General features: G+C 33.7%; 20 protein-coding genes. 14 read left to right on the plus strand and 6 right to left on the minus strand.

What is annotated here, in order from left to right; translation table 11 throughout:
* The first annotated feature begins 34 nt into the window (after window positions 1-34).
* Window positions 35-568 carry a hypothetical protein gene (locus M0Q17_RS00495; protein WP_295082125.1) on the plus strand — a complete coding sequence of 178 codons (534 nt, stop codon included), beginning with the start codon at window positions 35-37 and terminating at the stop codon, window positions 566-568.
* Between the two features lie 5 nt (window positions 569-573).
* The gene (locus M0Q17_RS00500; protein WP_295082283.1) at window positions 574-1260 is read left to right on the plus strand and encodes an SDR family NAD(P)-dependent oxidoreductase; all 687 of its coding nucleotides are present in this window, start codon (window positions 574-576) and stop codon (window positions 1258-1260) included.
* On the opposite strand, the gene M0Q17_RS00505 is transcribed toward M0Q17_RS00500, so the two are convergent.
* The 3 genes from M0Q17_RS00505 to fliD form a co-directional block, all read right to left on the minus strand.
* The gene (locus tag M0Q17_RS00505; RefSeq protein ID WP_295082126.1) at window positions 1255-1509 is read right to left on the minus strand and encodes a hypothetical protein; all 255 of its coding nucleotides are present in this window, start codon (window positions 1507-1509) and stop codon (window positions 1255-1257) included. The two genes, M0Q17_RS00500 and M0Q17_RS00505, sit on opposite strands and share 6 nt — an antisense overlap.
* Window positions 1496-1870, minus strand: a complete 375-nt coding sequence (gene fliS, locus M0Q17_RS00510; RefSeq protein ID WP_295082129.1) for a flagellar export chaperone FliS — start codon at window positions 1868-1870, stop codon at window positions 1496-1498. The genes M0Q17_RS00505 and fliS overlap by 14 nt, the downstream gene beginning before the upstream one ends.
* A gap of 94 nt (window positions 1871-1964) precedes the next feature.
* A complete protein-coding gene (gene fliD, locus M0Q17_RS00515; RefSeq protein ID WP_295082131.1) occupies window positions 1965-3353 on the minus strand; it encodes a flagellar filament capping protein FliD in 1389 nt (462 codons plus the stop codon).
* Between the two features lie 131 nt (window positions 3354-3484).
* Here fliD and M0Q17_RS00520 point away from each other — a divergent pair, with 131 nt between their 5' ends.
* The 12 genes from M0Q17_RS00520 to M0Q17_RS00575 all read left to right on the plus strand — a co-directional run bounded on the left by M0Q17_RS00520 (window position 3485) and on the right by M0Q17_RS00575 (window position 14679).
* Window positions 3485-5911: a hypothetical protein gene (locus M0Q17_RS00520; RefSeq protein ID WP_295082133.1), complete on the plus strand. Its 2427-nt coding sequence runs from the start codon at window positions 3485-3487 to the stop codon at window positions 5909-5911.
* Window positions 5908-7002, plus strand: coding sequence for a class I SAM-dependent methyltransferase (locus M0Q17_RS00525; protein WP_295082135.1), 1095 nt, complete (start codon window positions 5908-5910; stop codon window positions 7000-7002). The genes M0Q17_RS00520 and M0Q17_RS00525 overlap by 4 nt, the downstream gene beginning before the upstream one ends.
* Window positions 6999-7688, plus strand: coding sequence for a WbqC family protein (locus M0Q17_RS00530; RefSeq protein ID WP_295082137.1), 690 nt, complete (start codon window positions 6999-7001; stop codon window positions 7686-7688). Before M0Q17_RS00525 ends, M0Q17_RS00530 begins: the two co-directional genes overlap by 4 nt.
* Before the next feature lie 9 nt (window positions 7689-7697).
* Window positions 7698-8363 (plus strand): hypothetical protein, encoded by a 666-nt coding sequence (locus M0Q17_RS00535; protein ID WP_295082139.1) that lies wholly within the window; start codon window positions 7698-7700, stop codon window positions 8361-8363.
* Between the two features lie 3 nt (window positions 8364-8366).
* Window positions 8367-8591: an acyl carrier protein gene (locus M0Q17_RS00540; protein ID WP_295082142.1), complete on the plus strand. Its 225-nt coding sequence runs from the start codon at window positions 8367-8369 to the stop codon at window positions 8589-8591.
* Window positions 8591-9334 carry an SDR family NAD(P)-dependent oxidoreductase gene (locus M0Q17_RS00545; RefSeq protein WP_295082145.1) on the plus strand — a complete coding sequence of 248 codons (744 nt, stop codon included), beginning with the start codon at window positions 8591-8593 and terminating at the stop codon, window positions 9332-9334. Before M0Q17_RS00540 ends, M0Q17_RS00545 begins: the two co-directional genes overlap by 1 nt.
* Window positions 9335-9367: 33 nt before the next feature.
* Window positions 9368-10537: a class I SAM-dependent methyltransferase gene (locus tag M0Q17_RS00550; RefSeq protein WP_295082147.1), complete on the plus strand. Its 1170-nt coding sequence runs from the start codon at window positions 9368-9370 to the stop codon at window positions 10535-10537.
* 10 nt (window positions 10538-10547) lie between these two features.
* Complete coding sequence (locus M0Q17_RS00555) at window positions 10548-11513, plus strand: methyltransferase domain-containing protein (protein ID WP_295082149.1); 966 nt, start codon at window positions 10548-10550, stop codon at window positions 11511-11513.
* 4 nt (window positions 11514-11517) lie between these two features.
* Complete coding sequence (locus M0Q17_RS00560) at window positions 11518-12471, plus strand: hypothetical protein (protein WP_295082152.1); 954 nt, start codon at window positions 11518-11520, stop codon at window positions 12469-12471.
* Window positions 12472-12557: 86 nt separating this feature from the next.
* Window positions 12558-12869: a class I SAM-dependent methyltransferase gene (locus tag M0Q17_RS00565; protein ID WP_295082155.1), complete on the plus strand. Its 312-nt coding sequence runs from the start codon at window positions 12558-12560 to the stop codon at window positions 12867-12869.
* Window positions 12866-13147, plus strand: a complete 282-nt coding sequence (locus M0Q17_RS00570; RefSeq protein WP_295082158.1) for a hypothetical protein — start codon at window positions 12866-12868, stop codon at window positions 13145-13147. The genes M0Q17_RS00565 and M0Q17_RS00570 overlap by 4 nt, the downstream gene beginning before the upstream one ends.
* Window positions 13144-14679, plus strand: a complete 1536-nt coding sequence (locus M0Q17_RS00575; protein WP_295082161.1) for an amino acid adenylation domain-containing protein — start codon at window positions 13144-13146, stop codon at window positions 14677-14679. Before M0Q17_RS00570 ends, M0Q17_RS00575 begins: the two co-directional genes overlap by 4 nt.
* On the opposite strand, the gene M0Q17_RS00580 is transcribed toward M0Q17_RS00575, so the two are convergent.
* Genes M0Q17_RS00580 through rfbA form a run of 3 tightly spaced genes read right to left on the minus strand, consistent with a single transcriptional unit; the run spans window position 14674 to window position 17686 of the window.
* Window positions 14674-15750 carry a DegT/DnrJ/EryC1/StrS family aminotransferase gene (locus M0Q17_RS00580; RefSeq protein ID WP_295082164.1) on the minus strand — a complete coding sequence of 359 codons (1077 nt, stop codon included), beginning with the start codon at window positions 15748-15750 and terminating at the stop codon, window positions 14674-14676. The two genes, M0Q17_RS00575 and M0Q17_RS00580, sit on opposite strands and share 6 nt — an antisense overlap.
* Window positions 15747-16820 carry a dTDP-glucose 4,6-dehydratase gene (rfbB, locus tag M0Q17_RS00585; RefSeq protein ID WP_295082167.1) on the minus strand — a complete coding sequence of 358 codons (1074 nt, stop codon included), beginning with the start codon at window positions 16818-16820 and terminating at the stop codon, window positions 15747-15749. Before rfbB ends, M0Q17_RS00580 begins: the two co-directional genes overlap by 4 nt.
* Window positions 16817-17686, minus strand: a complete 870-nt coding sequence (gene rfbA / locus M0Q17_RS00590) for a glucose-1-phosphate thymidylyltransferase RfbA (RefSeq protein ID WP_295082170.1) — start codon at window positions 17684-17686, stop codon at window positions 16817-16819. Before rfbA ends, rfbB begins: the two co-directional genes overlap by 4 nt.
* Between the last annotated feature and the right edge of the window lie 16 nt (window positions 17687-17702).

Raw genomic sequence — 17702 nt, forward strand, 5'->3', positions numbered from 1 at the left:
CTTCTCTTACTATTTTATTTTGGTACAATATTGCATGTTGTATATTGTAACCGCATTAAAACCTGAAGCACAAGCATTCGTTGAAAAATATAGACTAACAAAGGCAAAGTGTGGTAAATTTACTCTCTTTAGCGCTAAAGAGTTAAGAGTAATTCTCAGCGGTGTCGGTACTGATAATGCCAAAGAAGCAACAGATGCACTTATAAAAAACTTTAACCCCTCAAAAGATGATATTTTTGTAAACATCGGGATTTGCGGTGCAAGCAAAATATACAAGATTGGGGAACTTATAAAAGTAAGCCATGTTATATATAAAGATAAAAAACATATAATCAGCAACAATATCTTAAGCACATTAACATGCAAAGACACAGAGGTTTTCAGAAGTCTTGATGATATAGTTGACATGGAATCTTATGGCTTTTGTGAGGCTACATCATGCCTTAAAAACCGTTATATCTATAAAGTGGTGAGTGATCATTTTCAGCCAAGCAGAGTTACAAAAGATGAAACTAAAAAGTTGATTTCAGATGTAATCGACTACGTTATCAAAGAGGTTAAAAATTGAAAAAAGTGGTAGTGACCGGTGCTAGCAGCGGAATCGGCAAAGAGATAACAAAAAGATTGTTACTGCTAGATTATAAAGTCATCGGCATCAGCAGAAGCGTAAAAAAAGAGGATTTTGAGAGTGAAAATTTTACTCCGATACAAGCTAATCTTGCAGATGAAGCATCAACTCTCTTAACATGTAAAAAAATCTCAGATGAAAATATCTATATGTTGATAAACTGTGCAGGATTTGGCAGATTTGAACCTCATGAAGAGTTAAGCGCTAAAACAGTCACGGATATGGTTTTTTTAAATCTTACCGCACCCATGCTTCTAACAAATGCTCTGCTTAGAAATCTTAAGAAAAACAGCGGTTATCTTATAAACATAAACTCCATAGAGGCACTTAGAGCAAGTAAATTTGCAGGGGTTTATAGTGCCACAAAAGCGGGCTTAAGGGCATTTGGAGACTCCTTGTTTGAAGAGACAAGAAAAAGCTCTCTGAGCATCACAAATATAAATCCCGACATGACGCAGAGCAATTTTTACAAGGAACTAAGATTTGAAACAAGCCAACAAGAAGATGAGAAACTTCTAGCCTCCGATATTGCTGATGCAGTTGAGCATATAATTAGCATGAGAAAAGGCGCGGTTGTAAGCGAATACACCATTAGAAGCCTGAATTTTGGGATTTCTAAAAAGAAATTATGACCGAATATCTAACCTTTTTGGTGCAGAAATATCCGTTGAACGCAAAAAATCTAAGTTTTTCTTAATCTGCTTCATAGAAGCTTGAGTTTCATCTTTTAGCTTATTCATCAACGAAGTTGCAGCTCGCAAAAGATAGAGCGCTTCTTCTACCTCTTTTTGACTCTCTAGCTGAGGAACATCCTCCAAAAGCTTACTCAGAGCATCTGGATTTTTTTCAACAACAGCTATCTTTAGCTTAATTAGCCACATTTGTGGTTTCTCTCCAAGCTTCAAGCAACCCTTTAAAGACATTGCTTACTTCATCAAGCTTTGACTCATCTTTTTTAGCGTTTGCCTCATTTAAAAGTTGGATTTCATAGTTGTAAAGTCCCTGAAGATAGTGCGCTACATTCCCACCTTTCATATCTAGCACGGAAATAAGCTCAGTTATTACAGCAATTGAGCGGTTTATCCAATAAACTCTTTTTTCAATATTTCCATCTTTAAGCGCTTTTTTTGCCTGCGCATTAAAACGCAGAACTCCCTCATAAAGCATCTCAATTAGCTTATGTGGAGATTCTATCCCTACGTTGTTTTGTGCATAAATATTATGAGCTGTATTACCATACATCTTAGACCCTTTTTTACTATTTTTATTTTCTTTGTGCATATAAAGTAAATCGACTACTTTAAGATTTACTTTAAATTTTTAACTGCTTTTTTAACTAACTTTGAGATGATTGAGAGTTGACCAAATCTGTAAACATACTTGAGACACTATTGAGCTGAGTTATTACTGAATCATACGCCGCAAACTGTTTTGCCATAATCTCGTACTTTACAGTGAGCCTCTCCATTGCTTTTGTTCTTTGCTCGGTCAAATTATCAAGTCTATCCTCAAGAAGGTTCCCGTATTGATCCAATCCTGCATTGTATTTTGTATATTTTGAGATATCATTTTCCATCTCCACAAACGCGCCTTTAAGTTCGACCTCGGAACCATCATTTTTTGTAAATGTTCCCCCTGCAAAAAAGGCTTGAACATTCTTAGGATTTTCATCTAACTTTTGATTCAGTTTTGTTTGGTCTAGCTTGAGTCTGCCATCATCTTCAATCTCAATGCCGTAATCTTGCAATCTTCCGACACCTTCACCCGCTTTTGCTATCATGTTGAGCATATCTGACTTCATGTTCTTTATGATACTTTCATTTGAGAAAATACCTCTCTCTTCAGGCTTCTCACTAGACTTTGTATCTTCGCCGAGCTGATATAGTGCAGAGTTATATTTACTTATGAAATTTTCTACTTTTGAAGCTATGCTCTCCCTATCTTGTCCTACCGAAACATTTGTAGTTCCCGCTTCTTTAAGTGTAATAGTTACACCCGAGAGCAAATCATTCACAACATTGCTACTACGAATAATTGTTTGTGAGTTATACTTAAATTGCGCATCGACAGCATCTTGAACATTGCTCATACCACCAGCGGCACCGCTAATGAGAGCACTGTTTAACGCTTCACCTTCACCAACAACATCGACTATCGAAATCTCTTGTCCTTCTCCACTCTCTTTTGCGTTTAAAAAAAGTCTATTGTCACCATCAGCGACCTGAACAATAGTTGCGCTTACGCTACCCCCAGCCTCTTTATTTATAAGATCTTTCAACTCTTCAAGAGTGGTAGATGCGGTATAGTCAATTCTATAAGTTTTGCTTCCTACACTAAGGTCGAGCTTTCCTGATGCTGAAGCTATTTCAGAAGTTTTAGATGCAAAAGTCCCACTCTGCTCTATCTCTTTTGTTGCAAGGTTTAAGACCTCAAGAGAGAAATCCTGTATATCACTGCTATCTGCTGCGGTTACAGTAGCAGCACCCGCATTACTACTAGTCGCCGCTCTAGCCTCAAAAACACCGTACTCACTTAAAGTATTTAGACTCCCCTGAACATTGTCCATATAAGCATCTATAACTTTAAAAGCTTCCTGCTTCTTATTTTCGTCAACTATACGCGAATCTAGCGGCTTTATGTACTGTGCCTCATCTGCTTCTTTGAGCTTGTCTAAAAGATCCTGTGTTAAAACCCCAGCTCCTGCCCCTAATGAACTTATCGCCATGATGAATCCTTTTTTGTTTTATTAACAACTATATCGGCTATTTTATCGAAATATTTACACTAAGGCAGTTTGTTGAAAATGGAACATTTTGTGCTATTTGTTTTTATTAAAAGCGCATAGTAAGGGATTTTATGACAGATATTGACGACTTGAACGTTATATACTTAAAAAATTTACTTTTTTTTAAAAAAAATTATATGGATATCTTTTACAAACTATCTCTTGTTAAAGAAAACCAACTCTATGACTTAATTGTTGATGAGCAAGATTTTTTCAACATTGAATCCATAGAAACAAAGCAAGCACTACTACAAGAAGATCCCCTACTCTTAGCAAAAGAGCAAGTTACAAATGCATTAAAAGAACTTCCCAATCCTGAGAAAATCGTCTTTATTGGTTCTTTGCTTGGTTTTGGCATAGAAGAAATGCTTACGAGGACAAATCCTCAAGTTATTCTTATCATTGAGCCAAATATCGAGATATTTAAACTCTCTTGTTTTCTTGTTGACTATGAGACTCTATGCAAAAACAGAGTTGCTATTTTTAGCATAGCAGAGAGTGAGTTTTCTCTTGAGAACAGAATTTTAGAATTTATATATACTATGCATCAAAAAAATGGACACCTCTCTTTTTTAACATCTATTGCGCAGTACGGAAAGATACTTACAAAGGTGCAAGAAACATATACACAAAATGTTTTTCTAACACCAGAAGCTACTCAAACTAAAAAAATAATTTTAAAAAAAACATTTAACTTTAACTCTGCATATATTAAAGCAAAAAATGAACAAACCAAAAAAGAGACCAAAAAAGCGCTCGAGACTTTACATGAAATAATTTTTCATGAGTGCCTTGTAGAAAATTTTGAAACTCAAAAAAAAGAACTGGTGCTTTTAGCATACTTAGAGCTTGGGATTATTTCATATACTATTTTTAGAAATAATGATGACGCCTATATGTATTTTGGTAAATGCATATATACAAAAGGTGTAAAAAAAGATATATTTGAAGCCGCTCTTTACAACTTTGCACTTATATCTCAAACAGCAGGCAAAATTCATGGTAAAACACTTAATATCATTGAAGAGTATTTTCAAACTCCTTCTCAAAATGTCTCTTTAATCTCCTTATATGCAGAGTTTTTATATGGCACAAACCAAATTCAAAAAGCGCGTGAGTTTTTAGAATCCTACAAAGAACTTCTCATAAAAAAACACAAGATAGTTGCTTTGCTTGAACCGATTTTACCAGTTTACAACTCCCAAGAAGCCATAGATAATGCAAGAGAGAGACTTACTAACGAAGTAAAAGAGTTGATAAAATTAAATATCAGGATTCCAGAACAAAAACTCTCTATCTATCAAACATTTCTTCTTGCTTACCACAACAGAAACAACAAAGATATATTGGCGAGACTCTCAGATTTTTACAGGCAGACTGCGCCGGAGATAAACTATATTGCGAAGCACTGCAAAAAAAACCGTCACTCAAAAGGTAAAAAGATAAAAATTGGATTTATTAGCGCACTCCTTATCCCAAATCATCCGGTACTTAAATTTGCAAAAAACATCATAGACTCTTTTGAAAAAAATTCACTTTATGATGTAAAGATATACACACTCTCAAAAGAAACCACTAAAATCTTTCATAAAAATGTACATCTTCTTGGCGGAAGTCTGCAAGAGATGAGAACAATGATAGCCAAAGATGAGCTTGACATCTTACTCTATACCGACATAGGAATGCATCCTATACTCTATCTCTTAGCACATGCCAGACTAGCTCTTGTACAAGGACTTTTTGGCGGACATCCGGTTACAAGTGGAATCTCTACTATAGACTACTTCTTTTCAAATAAAAATCTAGAGGTGCAAAATGCTCAAGAGTATTACACAGAGGAGCTGATTCTATTTGAAAACCTAGTAGGTCATTATGATAAACCAAAAATTCCTGAAATTTTCTTAACAAAGGATGAATTGGGGTTAGATGGCACAAAGCATAACTACATTATCCCCTCAAAACTACAAAAAATTCATCCTGAACTAGATGGGCTGTTGAGCGATATACTCAAAAAGGACAAGAAAGCTGTTTTTATCTTCTTCAAAGATGCAACTGAGAACATGTGGGATAGTGCCATAAAAGAACGTTTGGTAAAACTGCTAAGTAAAGAGCATATAAAGTTTATGTCTTGGGCAAAGAGTGAAGTATTTTTGAGCTATATGCATCATGCTGATGCTGTTTTAGAGCCTGTAAATTTCGGCTTTGGAACAACTGCCATAGAGGCATTTTCAGTTGGTGCACCTATAGTTGCTTACCCAAAAGAACTTATGTACTCCAGAGTTACCTACTGGTACTACAAACAGATGGGAATAAACGACTTTTATGCAAAAAATGCTGCAGAATATGTAAATCTCGCCATAAAGCTTGCAAGTGATGCAACCTACAAAGAGTCTATAAAAAACAAGATTTTAGAGCGAAACTCAGTGCTTTATGAAAATGATGGTGCTCATAATGAGCTTGATAATTTTTTTAAAAATAGACTAGGATTAATCTCATGAAAGAAACTGTACTTGTTTTTCCAAGCAGTACCATAAGCTCTATTTTGTTTGCTTTTTCAGCCAAGGATAATTTCAGTCTGCTTGGTGCTTCTTCTGATTGTATGCTATCAAATGCACAATTGTTTGATGAATGGAAATATCTGCCATATATAAATAGTGATAATTTTACTAATGAAATAAAACTACTTTTGAGTAGATATAAAATTAAAAAAATATTTGCAGGAAGCAGCGGCGCTTGGCATTTTTTACAAAAATTTATTGATGAAGAAAATCTAGACACAACACTACTTAATACGCCGGAACACAACTCTTCTATAGCCTATGCAAAAAGCTTTAAAACCTATTCAAATGAGCTTTATGATTACTATAGTTTATTTCAAACCGACACACCAGAATTATCAAATAGTGAGTTTGCATCTATGCTGCATAATTATCATAAAGTTCCCGGCGAATCTGGTGATAACAAATTTTTGGCACTTACACAAATTGCGAAATATATACCAAAAGGAGATATGGTTGAAATTGGAACACAACAAGGTAAAAGTGCTTTTTTATTGTATGCTATAGCAAAAAAATATAATATCGGAAAAGTCTTATGTATAGACCCTTGGACAAACAGCGTTCAAAAAGACTCTCCGGAGCTTATTCAAGAGCTTGGTAAAAATACAGAAATTGATTACTTTTTTTATAATTTTTTATTAAATTTATCTCTTTATAAAGATAAAGTAAACTATATCAAAAAAACATCAGATGATGCATTTTTGGACTACAAAACAAATACAAATATTGTTTCAGAAGAGTTCGGAAAAACAAAATATACACAAAAAATAGCTCTCCTTCATATAGATGGCAACCATGACTATATCTATGTTTATAATGACTTAAAAAACTACTCTAAATTCTTGATTGATGGTTCTTGGATTTTATTTGATGACTATATTTGGGCATTTGGCATTGGCCCAAAAAAAGTGGGCGACAGTTTTTTAGAACAAAACATGCCCAACATAAAAAACTGTTTTTATACAGACGGCACTCTGTTTGTCCAAATCATTAGCGCTAGCAATATAAAAATTCCGGTTTACTCAATATGAAGCTAGCAATAATGCAGCCATATTTTTTCCCATACATAGGTTACTGGCAGCTTATAAACGCCGTGGATACTTTTGTAGTTTATGATGATGTAAATTACATTAACAAAAGCTATATCAACAGAAATAGCATACTTATGAGTGGACAAAAACAAAGAGTTACATTAGAGTTACTTGGTGCAACTCAAAACAAGCTCATAAACGAAATAGAAATTGGAGGCAACCAAAAGAAACTTCTAAAGACTATACAAACTGCATACAAAAAGGCTCCATTTTTTGACGATGTGTATGCAGTTCTTGAGAACATATTAATGCAAAAAGAGAAAAATTTAGCTCATTTTTTAGATTTTTTACTAAAAAGAGTCTCTCTTTACCTTGGAATAGATACAGAATTTATCTACTCAAGCGATATTAAAAAAAATAATAAACTAAAAGCCCAAGAGAAGATAATAGATATAGCAAAAATTCTAAAAGCAAAAAACTACATAAACGCAATTGGCGGACAGGCTATTTATACCAAAGAGGGATTTGAGCAAGATGGAATTGCTATTAACTTTTTAAAAACGACTCCACTAGAATATAAACAGTTTAATAACGTATTTATCCCAAATCTATCTATAATAGACGTGATGATGTTTAATGACAAAAATGAAATCACAAAAATACTCTCAAAATATGAGCTAATATAAGGAAGCATTATGCAAAAAATTATAATATATGGCAATGGAAAAATAGCAAAAATCATCTACCAATTTATAAAAAAAGAGTATGAAGTAGTTGCTTTTACGGTTGAAAATGATTATCTAAAAGAGGATTTTATAGAGGGTTTGCCCGTTGTATCTTTTGAAAATATTGAAAAAGAGTATGATACAAACAAACACAAGATGATTATTGCCGTGGGTTATGTACAGATGAATAACATAAGAGAGCAAAAATACCTAGAAGCAAAAAAGAAGGGGTATGAGTTTATAAACTACATCCATCCATCTGTTGAGATGCACGACAACATAAAGATAGGAAAAAACAATGTTATCTTAGACCATGTAACAATTCAGCCTTATGTGAACATAGGAAATAGTAATTTTATATGGAGCAATGCCGTCATCGCACATGGCTGCGCGCTTGGAGATACAAACTGGATAACATCTGGTGTAGTAATCTCTGGAGATACGACTGTAAAGTCAAAATGTTTTCTCGGTGTAAACGCAACCATAGGACACAACATAATCTTAGATAATGAAAACTTTATAGGAGCAAATACATTAGTTACCAAAAACACTAATGAAAAAGAGGTTTTTATCTCTAAAGACGGCGAGAAGTTTAGGCTTGATTCTCACAGATTTTTACAATTTGCAGGAGTATAATAAATGGAAAAGATAGATGAGATTTTATGTAATGTTTTTAGACTTAAAGAAGATGAGCTAAACGATGAATTGACTATGAGTGATATAGAAAAATGGGATTCTTTGACTCATATGGATTTAGTTATATCTTTAGAAGAGGGACTTGATATTCAGCTTACTATGGATGATATTATGAGCATGAAAGATGTCAAAACTATCAAATCAATAGTTCAAGAGAGGTTGATTTAATGGAGATTGCAAACAAAGTGGCCATAGTCACAGGTGGTGCTAGTGGTTTAGGTAAGTCTATTGTAAATATGCTTTTAAAAAATAGCTCTAAGGTAGTAGTCTTTGATATAAATAAAGAAGCATTAGATGCTTTAGAAAACAGTGAGAGTCTTTTAAAACTTGCTTGTGACATTACCAAAGAAGAAGAGATAGCAAAAGCAGTAGAGCAAACTATACAAAAGTTTTCAAAAATTGATATTTTAGTGAATAATGCGGGAATACTATACAGTGAACCTCTTATAAATATTATGTTAAAAGAAAAAAGACATAGTATAAAAAAGTGGCAGAAAGTAATAGATATCAATCTAACAGCACCTTTTGTGCTTGGCTCCTATGTAGCTGAACAAATGATTATGAATAGAACTAAAGGTGTTATAGTAAATATTAGTTCAATTAGTGCCAAAGGAAATATTGGACAAAGTGCGTACAGTGCTGCAAAAGCAGGACTGGAGTCTATGACAAAAGTATGGGCAAAAGAACTTGGAAGTTTTGGTATAAGAAGTGTTGCTATAGCTCCCGGATTTATGGATACTGAGTCAACACATATGGCAGTAACTCAAGATATACTAGAGCATATCAAAAGTGAAACCCCTATAAAAAGATTAGGGAAAGCAGAGGATATAGCAAATACAGTAAAGTTTGTTATTGAGAATAATCATGTGAATGCAAAGACATTAGAAATAGATGGCGGATTAGTAATATGATGAGAATAGAAATTAAAATAAAAGGTTCTGCTAATGAATAAGTGTATATGTTGTGGAGAAAGTGTGTGGTTACCATTAAAAAATCCACATAAAACAAGAAGTATAACGACATCAGGTGTAATTATTAATGAAAAACTAGGTAAAGCTCAATGTCAATATTGTGGATTAGTACAAAGAGTTTATGAAGAATTATTAGCAAATACAGATTTCTATGAAAAAAATTATACTGGATACTATACTAGGATATCTTCAGCTATATATCAACCAAATAGATATCAGAAGCTTATAAATTTAATAGTAAGTGAAGTACATGATAAAAAAATTAAATATGTATTAGAAATTGGATGTGGAAATGGAAGTGCTATGGAGGAGTTTAAAAAAGTTCTTCCAGCTGTTGAAATTGAAGGCATCGAGCCATCATCAGATAACGCAAATATTGCTATGAATAAAGGACTGACAGTTTTTAAACAGAAATTTACTAAAAATTTTGTTTCAGAAAAAAAATATGATTTAATATATGCAAACCATGTGATACAGCATACAACTAACCCTGAAGATTTTTTGGAAGCGATTTATAAAAATTTAAATAATGAAGGCATAGCGATAATAATAGTTAACGATTCTTCATTTCCTAATAATGAACTTCTATTTTCAGATCAAAACTACTCTTTCTTACCTGAGAATTTAGTTCAAATTGCAAATAATGTAGGATTTGTGATAGAAAATATTTTAACTGGTTCAAACAAAGATGAACTGTTGTACTCCCAAATGTTAGTATGTAGAAAAAGTAAAATAAATACTCCATTCTTTTATAATAGTAGTATTAACCTTGAACTACTTTATAAAAAAAGAAATTCATTTCTTCAATCATGGGAAAAAATTGATGAATTTCTTACTCATAGGACTTGTTTTTATAAAAATGTTTACAACTTTGGAGCGGGAATGTATACGTGGCTAACTGCTGCATATTGTGAAAATTATTGGAAAAAAGTAACGAAGTGTGTTGTAGATGATGGAGAAGGAATACTATTTGATAAAAAAGTTGAGAAGCTAGATTTAATTAATACCAGACAAGAATCAAATAATAATTCTTGTATAGTAATAAATATTAGAGAAAACCTTGTATGCTCAGTTAAAAAAAGACTTGAATATTCAACTGGAATGTCAACTATAGCATATAATAATTTCATAGAGTACAAATAAGGGAGAGCAAATGTATATTTCACCTGCAAATAAAAGCAAACTTAGCAAGAAAACTAATTATTATCAAGATAGTGATGGAAATAAATTTTTAATTCAAGATGGATTACCCAACTTTATTTACCCAAAAGAACTTCCAAAAAGTGATTTAGAGTCAATAGAATGGTATAAAAATAATGCTGCAGACTATGATGAGTTTTTACCTCTAACCTTTGAAACATTTGGAGTAGACGAAGATATAGAAAGAGGTAAAATGATTAATGCATTGAAACTAGAAAAGGATCACAAAGTTTTAGAAATAGGATGTGGAACGGGTCGTGATTCAGAAAAAATTGCAAAAGAGTTAGGGGAAAATGGTGAGCTATATCTACAAGATATATCTAAAGAAATTTTAAAAATAGGTGTTGAAAAATTTTCAAAAAAGATTTTTCAACCAAAAATAGAATTTTCGTTAGCAAATGGGTACTATTTACCTTTTGAAGATAATTATTTTGATAGAGTTTTTCACTTTGGAGGATTAAATACTTTTGGCGATATTAAAAGAGCATTTGAAGAAATGGTTAGAGTCTGTAAGCCTGGAGGAAGAATTATAGTAGGTGATGAAAATATGCCTATTTGGCTTAGAGAAACAGAATTTGGAAAAGTTTTGATGAATTCTAATCCTCACTATAAGTATAACTTACCCCTTGAACATCTTCCAGTTGAAGCACGAAATGTAAAACTTGAATGGTTTATAGGAGGAGTATTTTACTTTATATCCTTTGATGTAGGAATTGGTGAGCCAAAAGCAAATATTGATTTTGAAATTCCAGGTGTTCGAGGTGGAACACATAGAACAAGGTATTATGGACATATAGAAGGTGTGGATCAAGAGACAGTAGAGTTAGCTAAAAAAGCAAGACAAAAAAATGGAAAAAGTATGCATAGATGGCTAAATGAAGCTATTAAAAATGCTGCGATAAAAGAGTTAGAGGAATAGTTTAATGTTCAAGTGGAAAAAATATGGACTTATTTTTAAGCCAGATATTTCTAAAAATTGGATGCAATCCCATGCTCAAGTTCCATATTCTGTTGTTTTTGAAAATTTTGTTAGGGTCTATTTCTCTACAAGAGAGTCTCAAGACAATGCTGGACAATTTAGAAGCTATAGTGGATATGTAGATTTAGATAGAAAAGATTTATCTAATATTATTGCCATTTCAGAAAAGCCAATTATTGACTTGGGTGGATTAGGTGAATTTGACGAATTTGGCTCTATGGCTGGAAGTGTTATCAAGCATAAAGATGAGTATTTATTATATTATTGTGGTTGGCAAAGAGCAATTTCTACTCCTTATAATTGGGCAATAGGGTTAGCAAAAAGTAAAGATGGAAAAAGGTTTAACAAAATAGGGAAAGGTCCCCTATTGGGTCCAACATTTAATGAGCCATATTTACAAGCTTGTCCAATTGTGTACAAAATTGATGATGACAATTGGCATATGTATTATCTATCAGGAACAAAATGGATAGAACTTTCAGATGATAAAAAAGAATCACAGTATCTTTTAATGCATGCAACAAGTCAAGACGGAATTAATTGGAAAAGAGATGGAAAGCCTGCAATTGAGCTATTAGTAGAAGATGAATGTCAAACTAGCTGTAGTATTATAAAAAAAGATGGTAAATATCACATGTTTTTTTCCTATAGACATGGAACTCATTTTAGAGAGGATTCAAGTCGAGGTTATAGAATTGGCTATGCTTCGTCTGAAGATTTTATAAATTGGAATAGAGATGATAAAAAAGCGGGTATAGATATTAGTGAAAGCGGTTGGGATTCTGAGATGATTGCTTACCCTCATGTTACTAAAATAGATGGAAAAATTATGATGTTTTATTGTGGAAATGGCTTTGGCAAAAGTGGTTTTGGCTATGCAGTGCTGGAGGAGTTATGACTAATTTAAAATCAACTTATTCGAATGAACATTTACAAAAAGTACAATCTTCGCATTGGTACCCAACAGAATGGATTGTGAGGACAATGGCAGGAAGTTATCCGAATTTAGCTCTTGATAAAAAAATATATGAAAATGCAAAAATACTAGATATGGGCTTTGGTGATGGCAGAAATTTTACATTATTAAAAAATCTAGGGGTAAAAATTTATGATGTTGAAATAACAGATGAGATTGTTCAAAGTACACAGAAAAAAGCTGAATTTAATGGCATTGACTGCGAACTTAAAGTCGGCAATAATGTAGATATACCATACCCAAATGAGCATTTTGATATTATTTTAGCATCTTCAAGCATGTTCCAAATAACTTTAACGACACAGTTGCTGAATACATGAGAGTGCTAAAAAAAGGTGGTGTTTTAATAGCAAATTTTCCTGAAAAAGAGAAAAATTTCATCTGCAAGAATGCTTTATTGCTTGATGATAATATTATTAAAATTACAAACGATATCTACAATTTGAGAAATGGATACTTATTTAAAGTTTTTAGTTCTGAGCATGAACTAAAATCCTATTTTGATGCTTTTTTAACAAATATCTCAACTGCTTATTTATATGAAAATTATTTTGGTGTAGAAATAAGCATGTTTATTTTAGTTGGCCACAAAAAATGAACTACTATAACCTAGCAAACTATTTTTACGATATTGTCTCCAAATATAGCGACCAAACAGCTCTTTGCTATAACAATACATCTATAACATATGATGAACTTAATAAATTATCTAACAAAATAGCTAACTATTTTTTATCTCTAGGTATAAAAAAATATGATGTTATAGGTATATTTAACACAAAAGAGCCTGTTGGTTATGCAACTATGTTGGCCTGTTTAAAAATAGGAGCGGCTTATACAAATATAGATGAGGAAAATCCTTTAGTCAGACTTGAAAAAATCATCAATACGTGCAAACCAAAACTACTTGTATGCAATCATACGCCATTTGAACTAATACAAAAAGCCTCAAAAGACTTACATATAAACTTGGTTGATTTTGGCAATAATACGCTTTTTAAATATTTCAAAGACAAGGATTTAGAAGTATCCAAAAAAATAGTCGGCTCCACTCCTGCATATATTATGTTTACGTCAGGAAGCACAGGTAGTCCAAAGGGTGTTGCCGTATCCCATAGTAATGTTTTAAGCTTTTTAGGGTGGAGCATAGAGAGATATGGGGTTACAACCAACGATATATTTGCCGGAATCAGTCCCCTTTATTTTGACAACTCGGTATTTGATTTCTACACGGCGCTCTTTAGCGGTGCCAGTCTGGTTCCTGTTGAAAAAGAGGTGGCAAAAAACCCGCAAGAGTTGATAAAACTTGTAGATAAAATGAGATGTACCGTTTGGTTTAGCGTACCTTCTCTTCTGGTCTACCTTCTGACCATAAAGCTCTTAAGTGAAAAAACACTCCAAAGCATAAAAATATTTACTTTTGGCGGAGAGGGCTTTCCAAAAGGAGAGCTGAAAAAACTTTATAATCTTTATAGCGAACAAGCAAAGTTTATCAATGTTTACGGTCCAACTGAAGGCACATGCATTTGTTCATCATATGATATAAGCCAAAAAGATTTTGAAGATATGCAAACTTTAGCACCTCTTGGGACTATCAATCCAAACTTTGAGTATATGATAGTGGATAAAAATATGCAAGAAGTACAAGAAGGAGAGAAGGGCGAACTCTGCTTAGCAGGACAAAATATTGCATTAGGATATTATAATGATATTGAGCGAACTTCACAAAATTTTGTGCAAAACCCGTTTATTACCACACATAGAGACATTATCTATAAAACAGGAGATATTGTTTATGAAAAAGATGGTTTGCTTTGGTTTGCTGGGCGAGTGGATAATCAGATAAAACATATGGGTTACAGAATAGAACTAGAAGAGATAGAGTCGGCACTAAATTCTATCCCATATGTGAGCCAGTCAGCAGTAATATACGAAAGAGTAAAACTAAATTACGGAAAAATAGTAGCATTTATTGCAACAGACCAAAATATATCAGAGAGAGAGATAAAAAACGATCTAAATACTATGCTTCCCAGCTACATGATTCCGACAATTATCAAGACAATGCAAAATCTGCCCAAAAACAAAAATGGCAAAGTAGACAAAAAACAGCTCTTCTCTACTCTATAAGAGAGCGCTTTTTACAATTGAAGCTATCTCTTTGCACTCTGCTATACCAAGTTCCGCATAAATAGGCAAACAAAGTATCCGTTTAGATATATCCCTTGAAATTGGCATATATTGTTTTGGCTCTATATAACTAAGGGTGTCGAGGGAAGGATAGAAGTATCTTCGTGGATTTATATCTGCTTCATTTAGTGCTTTTTGCACTCTTAGCAGCTCTTCTTCACTCTTAAAAATAACGGGGAAATAACCATAATTTTGTGTGGCATTTTTATCTTGTTTTTGAAACTCTACTAAGCCTTTTAGCTCTTTTGTATAGTTTTGTAAAATAATTTTTCTTTTTTGTTTTATCTCTTCTATATCATCAAGCACACAAAGGCCCATGGCAGCTTCAAACTCATTCATCTTTGCATTTGTGCCTAAATGTGGGATTGACTCTGCGTTTTCTATACCAAAGTTTATAAGATATCTTGCTTTTTGCACAAGATTATCATCGTTTATAATTAAAGCACCGCCCTCTACGGTATGAAATAATTTAGTTGCATGAAAGCTAAGCGTAGAGATATCTCCATGTTTTAAAATGCTCTCATTCATATATTTCACATCAAAGGCATGCGCACCATCATAAACAACTCTTAGATTATGCTCTTTAGCAATAGCCTCTATTGCTCTAACGTCACACGCATTTCCAAAAACATGAGTTGCAACAATGGCTGTAGTGTTTGTAGTGATTTGCTCTTCTATCTTATTTGGATCAATGTTAAGCGTTTTTTCATCAATATCAGCAAATATGGGCAACAACTGATTCGTTACCAGCGAACTTGTAGTTGCTACAAAACTAAAAGGCGTTGTTATCACAAACCCCTTCAGTCCAAGAGTTCTGTAGGCTATCTCTAGTGCTACGGTTCCATTTGCGACAAGCACTACATTTTTAACACCCAAATACGCCTCAAGCCTCTTCTCAAGCCTTTGCACAAGAGGTCCGTAGTTGGTTACTTGTGCGCTCTCATATATCTCATCTACATATTTTTTATATTTTTCTTTGCTTGGCAGGTAAGTTTTTGTTACATTTATCATTTGAAGCCGCCTGAGTATTTATTCAAGTACCACTCTACCGTTTTGACAATCCCACTCTCAAAATCCTCATCTGCCCTCCAGCTAAGCTCTTTTTCTATCTTTGATGCATCTATGCCGTAGCGTCTATCATGCCCCACTCTATCTTCTACAAAAGTGATTAACTCTTTATATTTAAGATGCTGACTAGAACGAGGCATTTTTTCATCTAATATCGTGCATATTTTATCAACTATTTGAAGGTTTGTTCTCTCATTTTTCCCGCCAATATTATATGTTTCTCCGCTTTTGCCTTTATGGTAAACCAAGTCTACTCCTCTGCAATGGTCAAGTACATAGAGCCAATCTCTTATATTTTTGCCATCGCCATAGATTGGAATTGAGTCTCCTTTTAGTGCATTTCGTATAATTGTCGGTATAAGTTTTTCATCATGCTGTTTTGCGCCGTAATTATTCGAGCAATTTGTGACAACCGTGTTCACTCCATAAGTTTCATGATAGCTTCTTACAATCATATCACTCGCCGCTTTAGATGCACTATATGGAGAGTTTGGAGCATAAGGAGTAGTCTCTTTAAAAAGTCCTGTTTCGCCTAATGTTCCATACACCTCATCGGTACTTATATGATGAAATCTCGGAAGAGAGACTTTAACCTCTCCATTTGCCGAAGTTAAAACATCGGTTCCAATAAAGCTTTCTTTATATGTAAACGGCTTTTGCATCCAGTGTTTATACGCCACATCCAAGAGTGTAAAAGTCCCATTTACATTTGTTCTCATAAAGATATCTGGATTTGTGATGGAGTTATCCACATGGCTCTCTGCTGCAAAATGTATCACCCCCTCTATGTTATACTCATTAAATATAAACTCCACAAATTCCCGGTTACAGATATCCCCTTTTATAAACTTGTATCTTGAATGATTTTTAACCTCTTTTAGATTTTCTAAATTTGCTGCATAGGTAAGAAGATCGAGATTTATAAGCTTGTAATTTTGATGTTTTTCTAAAAAATAGGGTATAAAGTTTGAGCCGATAAATCCCGCTCCACCGCTTATGAGTATGTTTTTCATTGAGATTCAACCAAATCCATAAGATACTCCCCATAACCATTTTTAGCAAGCGGTTTTGCTATCTGGGCTATTTTTTGCTTATCTATCCATCCATTATTGTACGCTATCTCTTCAAGGCAAGCTATCTTATACCCCTGCCTCTGCTCAATCGTCTGCACAAACACCCCTGCATCTATAAGACTATCATGAGTACCGGTATCAAACCAAGCAAACCCCCTGCCAAGAAGCTCTACTTTTAGCTTGTCTCGCCGAAGGTATTCCTGGTTGATTGATGTAATCTCTAGCTCGCCTCTAGATGATGATTTTATGCTTTTAGCTATCTCAACCACGCTGTTATCATAAAAGTATAATCCAGTTACTGCGTATTTTGACTTTGGTTTTGTCGGTTTTTCTTCTATGCCAATAACGTTTTTATCTTTATCAAATTCAACAACCCCAAATCTATGAGGCTCTTTAACTTGATAAGCAAATACCAGTGCACCCTTTTTTAGCGAAGCCGCTTCTTTGAGCATCAAAGAGAATCCTTGTCCGTAAAAGATATTGTCTCCCAAAATCAGACTCACACTGCTGCTACCTATAAAATCTTCCCCTAAGATAAATGCCTGAGCTAACCCATCAGGGGATGGTTGGATTTTGTACGAAAGATGGATACCCCAATCACTCCCGTCTCCAAGCAGCTCTTGAAATCTCTCCTTGTCTTGCGGTGTTGTTATGATAAGTATCTCTTTTATCCCGGCAAGCATAAGAACAGAAAGAGGATAATAAATCATTGGTTTGTCATAAATGGGAAGAAGTTGTTTACTGATAAATCGAGTTAAAGGATAGAGTCTTGTACCGCTTCCACCTGCTAGTATGATACCTTTCATCTGCTTCCTTGTATTA

This window comes from Sulfurimonas sp. (genome assembly GCF_023229105.1).
GTDB lineage: Bacteria > Campylobacterota > Campylobacteria > Campylobacterales > Sulfurimonadaceae > Sulfurimonas.